This is a genomic window from Amycolatopsis sp. NPDC003731 (assembly GCF_053586895.1).
The window spans coordinates 33055-48147 of record NZ_JBSFNC010000064.1; the positions used below are offsets into that span (position 1 = coordinate 33055).

The following is a 15093-nucleotide window of genomic DNA, read 5'->3' on the forward strand; positions in this document are numbered from 1 at the left end:
GCCCGGACAAGCACGAGAACGGAGCAACCGTGGCGGAGTGGGGCGATCTGGTCGCGTACATCAGGGAGTCGTACCGGGTGGTGCGCGACGAGCCCGACGAACTGCGCATCCGCCTGGTCTTCGGCGACGATCCCGACACCGAACAGCGGGCGCAGATCGTCGTGATCGCCCGCGAGATCCTCGACCAGCGCGAGGACTGGGTGCAGATCGCGACGCCGTTCGCGCGGCACGAGCAGGTCGACCTCCTGGAAGTGCTGACCGAGGTCGGCGAGGCGATCGTCGTCGGCGGGCTCGCGGTGATGGGCGAGCACGTCGTGCTCCGCCACTCGCTGCCGCTGATCAACCTCGACATCAACGAGTTCACCGACCCGCTCGAGCTGGTCGCCGGCGCGGCCGAGCTGCTGGAGCAGCAGTTCACCGGCCGCGACGACTACTGAGCGGCACAACCGCCACCGCGGCAGCCACGGCGAGCGCGGCACCCAGGCCGAGCGCCGCGGTGGCCGTGCCGGTGCCGAGGTAGAGCCCGCCGAGGAGGGCGCCGCCGAGCTACTGCACCGCGTTGAGCAGCCCGGCGGCCGAGCCCGTCTCGTGCGGGCGGACCCGGTCGAGGGCCGCGGTGAAGAACGGCACCGTGAACGTCCCCATCCCGAGCCCGCACAGCGCCAGCGCCCACGGGTACGCGCCCAGCCCCGCCGGCCGCCATGGCGAGGACCCCGGCCGGCAGGAGCGCCAGCCCGGCGAACATCACGCGCGGGCCGAACTTCGGCACCAGCCGGGCGCCGGCGACGGACGACGACACCGCGAGCCCCACCGACAGCGGCAGCAGCGTCAGGCCCGCGGTGCGGACGTCGGCGCCGAGCCCCAGCTGCAGCTGCATCGGCACCACCTGCGTCAGGCCGGTCATCACCGCGAAGAACAGCAGCGACCCGGCGAGCGCGGCCGGGAACCCGCCGTGGGTGAAGAGGCTCGGCCAGCGGCGCGGCCGCGCGGCGCTGCTGGAAGCCGAACACGACCAGCAGCGCGGCGCCGGCCACGAGCAGCGCCCAGTTCGTCCCCGCCGGGTCGTTCAGCGGGTAGACGAGCAACCCGGCGCCGGCGACGACGAGCGCGGTGCCGGTGAGGTCGAGCCGCGGCCGGGTGGCCGCGCGGTCCTCCCGCAGCAGCCGCGCGGCGATCAGCACCGCGAGCCCGCGCGGGACGTTCACGAGGAACGCCGCCCGCCAGGAGATCGCCTGCGTCAGCAGCCCGCCGAGCAGCGGCCCGGTGACCGCGGAAAGGCCCATCATCGGGCCGATCGTGCCCAGGGCCCTTCGCGAGATCGCCGCCGTCGAAGAGGGCGCGGATGAGGCCGATGATCAGCGCGGCCGCCGCGTCCTGGGCCGCCGCGCAGGCCAGCGACGCCAGCACGAAGCCCGTCACGCCGAGCTTGAACACCTTGGCCCGGCCGAGGATGTCGCCGAGCCGGCCGCCGGTGATCAGGAAGGCGGCGAACGGCAGCGGGGTGGGCACGGGACTCCTTTCGTTCGGCGCCCACCCTGCTTTTCGACCTGCAACGCGCTGCACCTCGACCGGGCGCCGTTCACCAGGATCGGGGACGTCGTCGGCGTCTCCACGGAGACGGTGGCGCGGCGCTGCCGCCGGCTCCGGGCCGAGGCGTCGCTCCGCGTCGTCGGCCTGCCGGACCCGCAGCGGACCGGCCAGGCCGAGTGGATGGTCCGCCTGACCGCCGGCACGGAGATCTGCGTGAACGTCCACACGCCGGCGGCGAGCGACCACGCGCTGCTGCTGCGGGACATCCCGCGCACGGCGAGCATCACGGCGGTATCGGCGCACCAGCTGCTGCACCGGTACTTGGGCGGCCCGATGGCGTGGCTGGGCCGGGCCAACGCCCTCGACGCGGCCCAGATCGCCGCGCTCACCCCGGGCCACGACGGCCCGGGCAAGCCGCTGACCAGGGACGACGCCGCTCTGATGGCGGCGCTGCAGCGTGACGGCCGCGCGGGCCTGGCCGAGCCGGCGACGGCGACCGGCTGGTCGGCGGCGACCGTCGCGCGCCGCCTGGCCGGCCTCCAGGCGGACGGCACCGTGTTCTTCGACCTGGAGATCGATCCGGAGCCGCTGGGCGCGACCACGCAGGCGCTGCTGTGGATGGCGGTCGCACCGGCCCAGCTGGACCGGGTGGCGCAGGCGCTGTGCCCGGACGCCGCCGCACTGCACCACTACCTGACGCACCGGCTCGGAGCGCTGGAGGCCATCTGCTGCGGACGGTCAAGGCGGCCGACTCACGCTGAGCGGAACGGCGCACAAGTCCTAAGTGGACTTCACCTCGACCAGGTGGTCGAGCAGGCCGCGGACGGCTTCGAACTCCCGGACCTCCTGGCGGCAGTCCGGGCACGCCGCGAGGTGCCGCTCGACCCGGGCCGCCTCGGCGGCGTCGAGCAACCCCAGGCTGTACGCCCCGAGGTCGGTCCGGTCGTACCGGCCCATGGATCGCGTCTCCGTTCCGCGTCCCGTGAGGAACGCCCGCACTACCCGATGCCTCCAGAGTCCTGAGATGGACGCGTCCTCGGCGGAGTTCCGCGGATTTCTACCCGAACGGCCGACAACTTCCGAGGGCAAACAGCCCATGTGAGTGACGGCAATGGTCACGCACCTCACCCGTCCGAACACGGAAAGCTTTTGTGCCACGAACTTCGCCGATTCGGCGTCATGGGTCCCTGGCTCGCTCGTCGGACTGGCGTCGGACCGGGATTTCCCCGCTTCGACCTGGGCAAGAAGGCGATCCGAAACGAGGAGAGCGATGACCGTACGGAGCCACCGGGCGGACGACGTCGTGGACGAGGTCGGGGTGTGGCTGGCCGGGGAGTTCGCGGGGCGGCTCCCCGCCTCGGAGATCGACCGCGTCGTCCGGACGACGCGGATCGACCTCGAAGGGAGCATCGCGCCGGAGGAGCTCGGGGAGATGCTCCACCGGCTGGGCCGGGCGAGGCTGCAGCGCATCCTGCACGTCGCCCCGGCCATGCAGGTGAAGATCCCGCAAGCGCGGTGACGTGCCGGGCGGGCACGCGGCTCCGGTGCCGCGTCGCCCGCCCCGCGGCACGCCCGCACCCGAGAGCCGGACGCCTTCGCCGTGACCACACCGGGAGGCGGTTCACCGGAAGGGACCTTCGCGCACAACCCTTGCCCGCGGCCCCCGGCAATCTTGACTGGACTAGACCAATCTGCTCTAGTGACCGGTGTCACCCTCGTCTGGCCGGATGAGCACACCCCCTCCGACACCGGGCGCCCCCGCGCCCGGACTCCGTCGTGGCCGAAGGAGTGAGCGAATCTTGAGAAGACGTCTTGTCGCGGTCCTGTCCGCTGTCGCCGCCGTTGCCGGGCTCGTGTTCGGCGTACCCGCCGCCACCGGGCAGGCACCTCAGGCGGCCGCCGCCGCGTGCAGTGCCCCGAACTGGGTCGCCGGGCAGTGGTACGACGTCGGCGCCGTCGTCCGCTACACCAACGGCGGCTACTACCGCGCCAAGAACGCCAACCCGGGCTACGACCCCATCATCAGCACCTGGTACTGGGAGCCCTACAGCTGTGACGGCGGGGGCGGCACCACCTGCAGCTACCCGAACTGGGTGGCCGGGCAGTGGTACGACGTCGGCGCCGTCGTCCGCTACACCAACGGCGGCTACTACCGCGCCAAGAACGCCAACCCGGGCTACGACCCCGTCATCAGCACTTGGTACTGGGAGCCCTTCAGCTGCGGCGGCGGCACAGATCCCGGCAACCCCGGCGCGTTCGTGGTGAGCGAAGCCCAGTTCAACCAGATCTTCCCGGGCCGGAACTCCTTCTACACCTACAGCGGCCTCACCGCCGCGCTCTCGGCCTACCCCGGCTTCGCCAACACCGGCAGCGACACCGTCAAGAAGCAGGAGGCCGCGGCCTTCCTCGCCAACGTCAACCACGAAACCGGCGGGCTCGTCTACATCGTCGAGCAGAACACCGCCAACTACCCGCACTACTGCGACTGGAACCAGCCCTACGGCTGCCCGGCCGGCCAAGCCGCCTACTACGGCCGCGGCCCGATCCAGCTGAGCTGGAACTTCAACTACAAGGCCGCGGGTGACGCGCTCGGCATCGACCTGCTCGGCAACCCGTGGCAGGTCGAGCAGAACTCGGCCGTCGCCTGGAAGACCGGGCTCTGGTACTGGAACACCCAGAGCGGCCCCGGCTCCATGACCCCGCACAACGCGATGGTCAACGGCCGCGGCTTCGGTGAGACCATCCGCAGCATCAACGGCTCCATCGAATGCAACGGCGGCAACCCCGCCCAGGTGCAGAGCCGCGTCGACAAGTACCGCCAGATCACCGCGGTCCTCGGCGTCGACCCCGGCGCCAACCTGTACTGCTGAGCCCGCGGGCGGGCGGGGTCACGGCCCCGCCCGCTCAGCCGGCGAGCCGGTCCGCGATCAGCCGGATGACCGCCGCCGCGTGGTCGTTCAGGTAGAAGTGGCCGCCCGGGTACGTCTTCAGCTCGAAGCCCGCCGACGTCCGCTCCGCCCACTGGCGCGCCTCGGCTTCGGTGACCTTGGGGTCCGCGTCGCCGACCAGCGCCACGATCGGGCAGCCGACGTCGGGGCCGGGACGGTAGCGGTAGAGCTCCGCGGCCTTGTAGCCGCTGCGCAGCGCGGGCAGCACCAGGTTGCGGATGTCCTCGTCGTCCAGCACCGCCGCGTCGGTGCCGCCGAGCCGCTTGACCTCGGTCAGCAGTTCTTCGTCGCCCTTTTCGTGGACCCGCTCGTCGCGGTGGGCCGACGGCCCGCGACGGCCCGAGACGAACAGGGTGAGCAGCTTCGTGCCCCGCGCTTCGAGCCGCCGGGCGACCTCGAAGGCCAGGCTGGCGCCCATGCTGTGGCCGAAGAACGCCACCGGCCCGGCGATCTCCGGGGCGAGCACGTCCGCCAGCCGGTCGGCCAGCACGAACAGGTCGTCCACCGGGGCCTCGGCGTGCCGGTCCTGCCGGCCCGGGTACTGCACGGCCAGCACCTCCACCGACGGCGCCAGCGCCGCCGACACCGGGTGGAAGTAGCTCGCCGCTCCCCCGGCGTGCGGGAAGCACACGAGCCGCGCCGCGGCGGACGGCGCCGGGTGGAAGCGCCGGACCCACTCGGAGGCGTCGAGGGAAATCGTCATGGTCCCCAATCTGGCAGGCCGCCGGACCGGCGTCGACCCCTAACGTGCGCAGTACCGGCGGCAGGCCCCGGGATGCGGCCGGGGCCTGCCGGTTCCCGGTCAGCCGGGCGGCCTCACTCGGCCCGCCACAGCGCCGGGACGGCCGGGGGCTCCCAGCCCGGCTGCGCGGTGTGCGCCTGCAGGCAGACGTACCCGCGGCCGCTGTAGGTGACCCGGGCGCCCGCCGGGTAGGCCGTACCCACCGCCCAGGACGTCCCCCCGGGCGGCGTGGACGAAGTCGGCGGGGACGATGTCGAAGTCGACGTGGGCCGCGTCGACGTCGGCGTCTGCGGGACGTTCAGCACGAAGTCGAAGGCGGCTTCCTTCGCGGAGCCGTTGTCCCGCACCGTCATCAGCAGCCGGGCGTCGAAGATCGTGTCGGTGTTGTTGCGCGGCTCGCCGGGGAAGTAGAGCTGCGTGGTCAGGATCGGCCGGCCGGGCGCCTGCACCTTGACGTGGATGTGCCGGGTCCGGCCCGGGTAGAGGCCGGGGACGATCGTGGACAGCGTGAACGCGCCCTGGGCGTTCGTGTACTGGTGCCCGCGGAAGGTGTAGCCGGTGTTGTCGTAGGCGCCGTTGACGTCCGCCTGCCAGAAGTCCAGCAGCGCGCGGTTGATCGGCAGGCAGGCGCGCCCGAAGACGTAGCCGGTCACGGTCAGCCGGGTGCCCTGGGTGCCGGGTGTGACGAGGTTGGTCCGTTCCGGCGAGTTCGGCTTGAAGTACGGGCCCTCGGTCTGCTCGATCGTCGGCTCGTCGCCGTCGTGGCAGGCCGGGGTCAGCTCCGGTGCCGTGCCGCCGACGGCGTTCGCGCGGGCCAGCGCCGGGCCGCCGATCAGCGCGACCGGCGCGGCGACGCCCGCGGCCAGCGCGGCCTTGAGCACCGTCTTGCGGCTCAACTGGTTTTCCTCGTCCATGCCTGGCTCCTCGTGGGTGGGGGATCCCTCGAACGTAGGCAGGCACCGGGCGGGCGGCGATGGACTGGACCCGTCAGTCGTGGTGCTTCTCCCCGCCGCGCCGGAAGGCACCGGGGCTCAGCCCGGTTTCGCGGCGGAAGAACCGGCAGAAGTAGGCCGGGTCGGCGAAGCCGACGCGGCTCGCGACCTGCCGGACGGTGAGGTCCGTCCGGAGCAGGAACCGTTGCGCCTCCCGGATCCTGGCTTCGCGCAGCAGCTGCGCGGCCGTGCGGCCGGTCGCGGCCTTCACCGCCTCGGTGAGGTGGCCGGGGGTGACGCCGAGGCGTTCGGCGTGCGCGCGCACCGACCACGGCCCGGGCCCGGGGCGGCCGGTGCGCCGGACGAACTCCGCCGCCACCACACCGGCGGGCGCGGGCGGCGGCGTGCCCAGCAGCCGGCCCGCCCGCACGACCAGGACGTGCACCAGCGCCCGCAGCACCGACTCCGTGCCCTCACCGCCGCGGCGGTACTCGTCCTCCAGGTCGGCGATCAGCCGGGCGACCCGCGCGTCGGCGTGCTCGTCCAGGTGCAGCCACGGTCGTTCGCTCAGCCGCCGCAGCAGCTCGCGGTCGGCCGGGTGGTCGAGGAGGAAGTCGTCGGTGAACAGCACGAGGTGCCCGGTCAGCCCCCGGACGCCGGCCCACTGGTGCACCTGCCCGGGCGCGATGACGCCGAAGTGCGGCGGCCGCAGCGGCCAGCGCGCGGTGTCGACGACGTGCGCGCCGGTGCCGCCGGTGACGTGGACGAGCTCGTGGAAAGTGTGCCGGTGCGGGAAGTCCGCGCGGGACAGCGGCCCGATCGCGTCGAACGTGCCGACGGCGAACGGCGGCGCGTGCGGGGCGGGAACCTCCAGCCGGTGCATCGGCAGCTCCCCCGGCCGCGGGGTCCGGCAGGGCGTGCCGGGCGGAACGGTCGTACCGCGCATGGCCGAAAAGTCTAGACCAATCCGACGGCGATTCGGCCGTTTTGCCCCGATGATCGCAATCCGATCGTCGGATACCGGACAGCGGAACGGGGCTGGTCCACAGTGGACCAGCCCCGCTCGGTGGTACGTATCAGGCGCGGCTGCGGCGCCGGTTCAGCAGCAGCATCAGCGCGCCGCCGCCGAGCAGCAGGCCGCCGATGCCGAACGGAACCGCGGCGTCGACACCGGTGTTGGCGAGGTCGCCACCACCGGAGGGCGCGCCACCGGGCGTGGTGCTCGGCGCGGTGGTGGTCGGGGCGCCCGCCTCGGTCCAGGACGCGGTCGCCTTCGCGGCCACCTGGGTCTTCTCCGAGTCGGCGACGATCAGCGACTGCGCCGGCTTCTTCGCGTAGTTCTCCGCGACGAACAGGCGGCCGGTGTCCAGCTCGCCGGAGGCCTTCAGGGAGAACGAGCCGTTGCCCGGCTTGGCGCCGGCCGGGACGTCGACGAACAGCTTGCTGCCGTCCTTGACGTCGGCGGTCTTCAGCTCCTTGCCGTCGGCGTCGGTGACCTTGACACCGTCGGGCAGCTCGGTGGTCAGCGACGTGATGTCACCGGACGTGGCGACCTGGAACGGGCCGATCTTGGTGCCGGCCTTGCCCTCGGTCTTCGGCCCCGCGATGTTCAGGGTCGGCTTCGGCTGCTCGCCGATGCCCTTGTTCTGGTCGCCGATCAGGTAGCTGTACAGCGCGGCGACGTCGGCGTTGGCCTCGGCCGGGTTGTTCTCGGCCAGCGGCTTCGTCAGGTTGAGGTTGACACCGTCGCTGAAGTGCCAGACCGCGGCCTGCGTGGCGGCGATGGCCTCGCGCTCGGAGACACCGTCGTGCACCTTGACGCCCTGCTTGGCAAGGGCGGCCTCGATGTCGGTGAGCTTCACGCCCGGGTAGCCGTGGTGCAGCACCCAGTTGATCTTGTCGCTGTTCTTGTTGAACGGCGAGTTCGCGGCCGGGTACTTGTTCCAGGGCGTCTCGACCATGTCGACGTCGGTGCGCATGCCGACGGTGATCTGCACGCAGTAGAGCTTGAGCGTCTTGCCGTCCGACAGCTTGAAGCCGAACAGCTTCGCGATGTAGTCGCCGCCGCCTTCGAGGTTGATCCGGTAGCCGACCGTGCCCGCGTCCTCGACGACGCGGCCGCGCGCGGCGCCGTCGTCCGCGAGGGCCGAGGGGGCGCTGACCATGACCGCGGCGGCCGCGGCGAGCACCGCGATCCCGCCACGCACGAGAGCTGACCTGACCTGCATAAATCTCCTATCCGAGCCCGAACCACGCCGTTAGGGGCGCCGTGGGATCACCATCCCCGACCACGGCGGCCACTGATTCGGGTGAGTGATCACCCGGTCAAGCGATATCGGAGCATACACAGACCACACAAGAGCTACGCACGGTGCCCCCATAAACACGAATCGCCGGAGAAATCCCCTGAAAGAGGCCCAGATTTCAGGCGCCGAAATACCCTTCGAACAGGATTCCGGCGATCTTCGTGGTGGTCTCCTTGCCGACCTCGTCGCCGCCGGCGATCACCCGCGTGTCGTTCATCAGCGCCAGGGCGTACCGCTCGTCAGGACCGGCGAAACCGACGGAGTTCATGATCCACGAACCGTCGTCGTTGTCATCCGACCAGCCGTTCTTGTTACCCGGGTGCGCGGCCGCCCCGGCACCCCAGACGCCCCACTGCTGGTTGCCGTCCACGGTGCGCAGTTCCCGGACGAGGTAGTCGCGGTGCCGGGCGGGCATCCGGGTCAGGACGTATTCGATCAGCCGGTCCAGGTCGTCCGCCGTGGTGCGGATCCAGCCCCAGTGGTGCGGGTGCCGGTCGCTGAACCGCATGTCGGTCATCCCGTATGCCGGAAATCGACGGCCGAATTCGGTTTCGCCGCCATAACGGGTCCACAACACCTGGGCCGCGTCGTCGTCACTCGAATGGAGCATCCGGTGCATCAGGTCGCGATCTTCGGCGGACAGCGTGACCGTTCCGGAGTCCGACCGCAGCAGCAGGTCGACGGCCATCGCGAGCTTCGGCGTCGAGCAGGCCCAGATCAGCGTGCCGGCGGCCGGGCTGCGGTAGACGGCGCCGGTCGAGCGGTCCCGCAGGACGATCCCGGTGACCCCGGGGCGGCTGTCGGCGTAGGCCTGCGCCCGGGCGATCCGCGCCCGCAGGTCCGCGCCGAACGGGTCACCGGCGTCCGGCGGCGACGCCGGAGGCCGGGGTGGCGGCGCGGGCGACGGGCCCAGCGCGAAGGCCGCGAGCAGCGCGGCGAGCAGGAGCTTGCCCATGAAGTCCCCCGGGTGACGGCGAGCGGGTGTGTCCACCGTGCAGACTCGCACGGACGACCTCGCCGGGGCGAGCACCGGCGGTCACCGCGGCCCGGCCGGCGGGCCGCGGCGACCACCGGCCCGTCACGGGTCGACCGTCAGGAGGTGGGCTCGGTACCCCTCGCCGTAGGTCTTGGTGGGCGTGCCCGCGTAGTCCTCGATCAGCACGTTACCGCCGCTGCAGCCCCAGGGGTTCCACGTCCAGGCCGTGTACCCGAGGTGGTGCGCGTCCAGCCAGGCCAGCACCTGGTCGACGTAGTCGTGCGCACAGCTGTTCTGCCCGATTTCCCCGGCCTGCACCGGGACCTGGGCCGCGACCGTCCCGATCTGACTGTCCCAGCAGGACACGGTGACGCAGGCGTTGAAGTTGTAGCTGTGCCAGGACGCCACCAGGTTGCCCGCCGGGTCCACGGGCTTGTACGCCAGCCACTGGGTGAGGTCGTTGGTCCAGGTGAGGCCGGCGGTCATCACCACGTTCTTCGCGCCGGTCGCGCGGACGGCGTCGACGAGTTCCTGCATCCCCGCGACCGGGTAGCCGATCCCGGTGCAGGTGCCGCCGTCGCGCAGGCACTTCCACGCGGCGGCCGCGTCGGACCAGTTGGCGGCCGCGTCCGGGTAGGGCTCGTTGAACAGGTCGAACACCACGGCGTCGTCGCCCTTGAACGCGGTGGCGACCTGGGTCCAGAACGCCGGCGTGTACTGCCGGCTGGGCATCGGTTTCTGGCAGGTGGCGTTGACGTCGGTGCACGCCGACGACGTCCCGGTGTACTGGCCGTGCGTCCAGTGCAGGTCCAGGATCGGGTTGATCCCGTTGGCCTCCAGGAGTTTCGCGTAGTCCTTGACCGCCTGCTGGTAGGAGGCGCCGCTGGGCGTGCCGGACAGGCCGAGCCAGCAGTCCTCGTTCAGCGGGATCCGCACCGCGTGGACGTTCCACGCCTTCATCGCGTCGACCGAAGCCTGGTCGACCGGGCCGCTGTCCCACATGCCCTTGCCCTGCACGCAGGCGAACTCACCGCTGGAGCGGTTGACGCCGAGTAGCCGGTAGGTCCGGCCGTCGGCGGTGAGCAACTGGTTGCCCGAGACGTGCAGCGCGGGCGCCGGGCCGGGCGGCGGCGGGGTCGAGGTGGTCGTCGTCGGCTTGGTGATCGGGGTGGTCGCCGTGGTCGGCGGGGTTCCGGTGCACGCGGCGCCGTTGACCGCGAAGTCGGTGGGGGTGGTGTTGGTGCCGCTGTAGGAGAAGTTCGCGCCGGTGCTGACCGAGCCGCCGGCCGGGATGGCGCCGTTCCAGCTCGCGTTTTTCACCGTGATCCGCTTGCCGGACTGCGTCCACGTGCCCATCCAGCCCTGCTGGAGGGTCTGGTTCCCGGCGTAGGAGTAGGTCAGCGTCCAGCCGTCGGCCGCCGCGGAGCCGACGTTGGCGATCCCGACGGTGACGCCGAACCCGCTTCCCCAGTCGTTGGCCGAGTAGGTGACGCGGCAGGCGAACGCGGCGCTCGACTCACGCGCGGACGACACCGCCGTCGTCGACGTGACGACCCCGGCGGCCACCGCGAGCCCCGCCACCGCGAGCGCGGCAGGACGTTTCCCGGCTCTTCCCCACATCGGCACTCCCTTCGGCGAAGTGAGCCTCTGGGAGCGTTCCCAGACGCCGTCACACCGTCGCTGCCCGGCCCCGGGTTGTCAATCACCAACGCCGGGAATGGGGCCGAACAGCGCCGGGCGCGTTCACCCGACGACCGCAGGCGTCTCCGCCGCCTGGAGTCCCCTACGGCCGCCACGGGCGGTGGCCGCCGGGTTCGGCCGTGAAGACGGCTTCGCCCTGGCCGAGGGCGGGCAATCGGCGCCGGAAGCCCGCGGCCGGGAGCGTGCCGCTCAGCCGGGCGACCCCGGCTTCGACCAGTGGTGGCCCGCAGACGGCCTCCAGCTTGGCCAGCGCGATCAGCGCCGCCCCGGCCGCGTGCTCGGGCACTTCGATGTCGAACCGGTCCACCGGCTCGTACACGCGGGTCCGCGCCCGCGCGAGCGCCAGCGCCAGCAGCCGCGCGGTGACTTCGCGGAACCCGCCGGCCGTGCTGAGCGGCTGGAACCCCGAGTGGGTCAGGGTGACGACGCAGTCGGTGACCTCCCAGCCGTGTGGGCCGCACCCCGCCGCGCGGTACACCGTCTGCTCGATGGCCGTGTGGAAGGCCCGCGGGAGCGAGCCGCGTTCGACGGCCGGGCCGAGCCGGTCCAGGAACTGGACCGCTTCCCCGGCGCCGACGGGCTTTTCGACATGGATCGGCTCCGGCGGCGTGAACCGGGCGGTGAGCCCGAACTCCTCGCGCAGGCGCTCGAGGAGCACCTCGATCTGGACTTCGCCGTAGGTCCGCACCGACAGGCCGCCGCGATCGATCCGCAGACCGAGCAGCGGGTCCTGGTCGCACAGCTCCCGCAACGCCTGGTGCAGCCGGGTTTCCTCGCCGGGCCGCGCGGTGACGACCGAAACGAGCCCGGGCGGCGGGAACAGCCCGGCGCCCGCCACGCCGTCCGCGGAACCGAGCCGGTCGTCGACGCGGACGTCCCCGAGGCCCGAGAGCCGGACCAGGTCGCCCGCACCCGCGCACGTGACCTTGGCGCCGGCGAGCGTCATCGCCGTGATCCGTCGCCGCCGTGCATGCGGGCGTAGGCGATCCGGTCGCCGCCGCGGCCGCGTTCGATCTTGAAGACGGTCGCGCGGAGCTCGGGGCCCGGCACCGCCGTGGGCAGGAAGTCGACGATCCCGGCGATGAGCTCGGGCACGCCGGCGCCGCTGATGGCCGAGCCGAAGAACACCGGGTAGGCCGCACCGGCCGTCACCTGGTCACGAACGGCCTCGGCGGCCGGCCCCATCGCGTGGGACACCTTCGCCCGCAGTTCGTCGAGCACCCCGGCGGCATCGACGCCGGGCTGGTCGAGCTTGTTGACGAACACCAGCGTCGGCACGCGCGTTCGACCTCGGCGACGAATTCGGCGTGCCTGGGCGTGTCGATGACGGTGACCGTCCGGTCGCCGGCCCGGCAGGAGACCACGCCGGTGCTGATCGTGATCCCGCGCCGGTACGGATCAACCGCATATGCCCGCGATATCCCGTCCGGCCTACCCTCACGGCTCGTGAACAGGCGCCCCGGGCTCAGCGCGCGGCTGAAGCTGACCATCAGCTACGCCGGGTTCCTCCTGCTCGCCGGCGCGGTGCTGCTCGCCGTCGTGTGGGCGTCCCTGCTGCGGTACGTGCCCGACAACGACCAGGGCCTGCTCGGGATCGCGCCCAACCGGTACCTGCTCGTGCGCACGTTCGCGCCCGCCGCCGCCACCGCGCTCGGCTTCCTGCTCGTGTTCGGTGTCCTGGGCGGCTGGCTCCTCGCCGGGCGGATGCTCGGCCCGCTCACCCGGATCGCCGACGCCGCCCGGCTGGCCGCGCACGGCTCGCTGTCCCACCGCATCCGCCTGACCGGCCCCTCCGACGAGTTCCGCGAGCTCGCCGACGTCTTCGACACCATGCTCGAACGGCTCGAATCCCAGGTCGGCGAGCAGCAGCGGTTCGCCGCGAACGCCTCCCACGAGCTGCGCACGCCGCTGGCCATTTCGCAGGCCATCCTCGACGTCGCCGGCCAGGACCCGGACTATCCCCGGGAGGAGCTCGTCGACCGGCTCCGCACGGTGAACACCCGGGCGATCGACCTCACCGAGGCCCTCCTGCTGCTCAGCCGCAGCGACCGGCGGCACTTCACCCGCGAGGCCGTCGACCTCTCCCTCGTCGCCGAAGAAGCCGCGGAAACGCTGTTGCCGCTGGCCGAACAGCGGCGGATCGAGCTGGACGTCACCGGGGAGCCGGTCCACGCGACCGGGTCCGCCGCGCTGCTCCTGCGCATGGCGGTGAACCTCGTCCAGAACGCGATCGTCCACAACCTGCCGGACGGCACGGTCACCGTCCACACCGAACGCCGGCGCTACGCGAGCGTGCTGCTGGTCGAGAACACCGGGCGGCCGCTGCCGCCCGAGCTGGTCCCGACGCTGACCGAGCCCTTCCAGCGCGGGACCGCGCGCACGCGCACCGACGAGCACGACGGCGTCGGCCTCGGGCTGGCGATCGTGCACAGCATCGTCCGGGCCCACGACGGGATGCTGGAGCTGGCACCGCGTCCGGACGGCGGCCTCCTCGTCACGGTCCGGCTCCCCGCCCGCCGGGGCAAAAATTGTTCGGGATCGATTCAGTGAAATTCTGCTAGCCTCGCCTCGTCTCGCGGCTCACCGTGGCGCCGCTCCCGCTCGACGAACTCACGAGGAGTGCGATGACTGCCATCGTCGGTGTCAAGGGCCGTGAAGTGCTGGACAGCCGGGGCAACCCGACCGTCGAGGTCGACGTCGAACTGGCGGACGGTTCGCGGGGCCGGGCCGCGGTGCCCTCCGGTGCTTCCACCGGGACCCGGGAAGCGGTCGAGCTGCGGGACGGGGACAAGACGCGGTTCCACGGCAAGGGCGTGCGCAAGGCCGTCGACGCCGTCAACACCGAGATCGCCGAGGCGATCGTGGGCCTGGACGCCGAGGCGCAGGCGACGGTCGACCGCGCGCTGGTCGAGCTGGACGGCACCGCGAACAAGGCCCGGCTCGGCGCGAACGCCACCCTGGGCGTGTCGCTCGCCGTGGTCAAGGCGGCCGCGGCCGCCAACGGGCTGCCGCTGTACCGGTACGCCGGCGGCGTGTTCGCGCACCTGCTGCCGATGCCGATGATGAACATCATCAACGGCGGCGCGCACGCGGACAACCCGATCGACTTCCAGGAGTTCATGATCGGCCCGGTCGGCGCGACGACGTTCGCCGAAGCGGTGCGGATGGGCTCCGAGGTGTTCCACACACTGCGCAAGTCGCTGCACGACGCCGGGCACAGCACCAACGTCGGCGACGAGGGCGGCTTCGCGCCCAACCTGAGCTCGGCCGACGAAGCGCTGGAGTTCGTGCTGCGGGCCATCGAGCAGTCCGGCTACACGCCCGGTGAGGACATCGCCCTGCTGCTCGACCCGGCGGCGTCGGAGTTCTACACCGGCGAGGTGTACGACTACACCGGCGAAGGCCGCAAGCGCAGCGTCGAAGAGCACGTCGCCTACCTCGCCGAGCTCACCGCCCGCTACCCGATCGTGTCCATTGAGGACGGTCTGGCCCAGGACGACTACGCCGGCTGGAAGCAGCTGACCGACACGATCGGCGACCGCGTCCAGCTCGTCGGCGACGACGTCTTCTGCACCAACGTGAACCTGCTGAACGACGGCATCGAGCGCGGCATCGGGAACTCGATCCTGGTGAAGGTCAATCAGATCGGCACCCTGACCGAAACCCTGACCACGGTCGAGACGGCACACAAGGCGGGCTACTCGGTGGTGATGTCCCACCGCTCCGGCGAAACGGAGGACACGACGATCGCCGACCTCGCGGTGGCCACGAACTGCGGCCAGATCAAGACCGGCTCGCTGTCGAGGGCGGACCGCACGGCCAAGTACAACCAGCTCATCCGCATCGAGGAGGAGCTCGGCGCCGAGGCCCGCTACGCCGGGGCGACCACGATCAGCGGCCGGCGCTGAGACCGCGGCCGGTCGTGAGTGGTAAGGCGGGTTAGAACCCGCCTTACCAC

Annotated in this window: 14 protein-coding genes and 2 pseudogenes; 7 read left to right on the forward strand and 9 right to left on the reverse strand. The window is 72.0% G+C overall.

Annotated elements, in window-relative coordinates; translation table 11 throughout:
* Positions 1-29 precede the first annotated feature (29 nt).
* The 3 genes and pseudogenes from ACWDN5_RS25335 to ACWDN5_RS25345 all read left to right on the forward strand — a co-directional run.
* Positions 30-437: a hypothetical protein gene (locus tag ACWDN5_RS25335; RefSeq protein ID WP_449677994.1), complete on the forward strand. Its 408-nt coding sequence runs from the start codon at positions 30-32 to the stop codon at positions 435-437.
* Positions 438-701: 264 nt separating this feature from the next.
* Positions 702-1346 (forward strand): hypothetical protein, encoded by a 645-nt coding sequence (locus ACWDN5_RS25340; protein ID WP_449677995.1) that lies wholly within the window; start codon positions 702-704, stop codon positions 1344-1346.
* Positions 1347-1971: 625 nt separating this feature from the next.
* A pseudogene (locus tag ACWDN5_RS25345) lies at positions 1972-2016 on the forward strand (hypothetical protein); the annotation flags it as partial.
* A 294-nt stretch (positions 2017-2310) separates the two neighbouring features.
* Here ACWDN5_RS25345 and ACWDN5_RS25350 read toward each other — a convergent pair.
* Positions 2311-2628: a zf-HC2 domain-containing protein gene (locus tag ACWDN5_RS25350; protein ID WP_310974180.1), complete on the reverse strand. Its 318-nt coding sequence runs from the start codon at positions 2626-2628 to the stop codon at positions 2311-2313.
* 172 nt (positions 2629-2800) lie between these two features.
* On the opposite strand from ACWDN5_RS25350, the gene ACWDN5_RS25355 reads away from it, so the two are divergent.
* Positions 2801-3049, forward strand: a complete 249-nt coding sequence (locus ACWDN5_RS25355; protein WP_310973662.1) for a hypothetical protein — start codon at positions 2801-2803, stop codon at positions 3047-3049.
* 277 nt (positions 3050-3326) lie between these two features.
* Positions 3327-4400 carry a glycoside hydrolase family 19 protein gene (locus ACWDN5_RS25360; protein ID WP_449678002.1) on the forward strand — a complete coding sequence of 358 codons (1074 nt, stop codon included), beginning with the start codon at positions 3327-3329 and terminating at the stop codon, positions 4398-4400.
* 34 nt (positions 4401-4434) lie between these two features.
* Here ACWDN5_RS25360 and ACWDN5_RS25365 read toward each other — a convergent pair whose 3' ends face one another.
* The 8 genes and pseudogenes from ACWDN5_RS25365 to ACWDN5_RS25400 form a co-directional block, all read right to left on the reverse strand.
* Positions 4435-5181 carry a thioesterase II family protein gene (locus ACWDN5_RS25365; RefSeq protein WP_449677996.1) on the reverse strand — a complete coding sequence of 249 codons (747 nt, stop codon included), beginning with the start codon at positions 5179-5181 and terminating at the stop codon, positions 4435-4437.
* A gap of 113 nt (positions 5182-5294) precedes the next feature.
* Complete coding sequence (locus tag ACWDN5_RS25370) at positions 5295-6134, reverse strand: dioxygenase family protein (RefSeq protein ID WP_449677997.1); 840 nt, start codon at positions 6132-6134, stop codon at positions 5295-5297.
* Between the two features lie 73 nt (positions 6135-6207).
* Positions 6208-7035, reverse strand: a complete 828-nt coding sequence (locus ACWDN5_RS25375) for an AraC family transcriptional regulator (protein WP_449678003.1) — start codon at positions 7033-7035, stop codon at positions 6208-6210.
* A gap of 193 nt (positions 7036-7228) precedes the next feature.
* Complete coding sequence (locus ACWDN5_RS25380) at positions 7229-8380, reverse strand: thioester domain-containing protein (protein WP_449677998.1); 1152 nt, start codon at positions 8378-8380, stop codon at positions 7229-7231.
* Between the two features lie 196 nt (positions 8381-8576).
* Positions 8577-9413, reverse strand: coding sequence for a serine hydrolase (locus tag ACWDN5_RS25385; protein ID WP_449678004.1), 837 nt, complete (start codon positions 9411-9413; stop codon positions 8577-8579).
* Positions 9414-9536: 123 nt separating this feature from the next.
* On the reverse strand, positions 9537-11054 hold the full coding sequence (locus ACWDN5_RS25390) for a cellulase family glycosylhydrolase (RefSeq protein WP_449677999.1): 1518 nt from the start codon (positions 11052-11054) through the stop codon (positions 9537-9539).
* A gap of 163 nt (positions 11055-11217) precedes the next feature.
* Positions 11218-12081: a hypothetical protein gene (locus ACWDN5_RS25395; protein ID WP_449678000.1), complete on the reverse strand. Its 864-nt coding sequence runs from the start codon at positions 12079-12081 to the stop codon at positions 11218-11220.
* Positions 12078-12625 (reverse strand): annotated as a pseudogene (locus ACWDN5_RS25400) (GTP-binding protein). The gene ACWDN5_RS25395 and the pseudogene ACWDN5_RS25400 overlap by 4 nt, the downstream one beginning before the upstream one ends.
* Here ACWDN5_RS25400 and ACWDN5_RS25405 point away from each other — a divergent pair.
* Entirely contained in the window at positions 12582-13685 is a 1104-nt protein-coding gene (locus tag ACWDN5_RS25405) for a sensor histidine kinase (protein WP_310973673.1), read from the forward strand. The pseudogene ACWDN5_RS25400 and the gene ACWDN5_RS25405 sit on opposite strands and share 44 nt — an antisense overlap.
* Before the next feature lie 74 nt (positions 13686-13759).
* A complete protein-coding gene (gene eno, locus ACWDN5_RS25410) occupies positions 13760-15043 on the forward strand; it encodes a phosphopyruvate hydratase (protein WP_310973674.1) in 1284 nt (427 codons plus the stop codon).
* Positions 15044-15093: the final 50 nt, after the last annotated feature.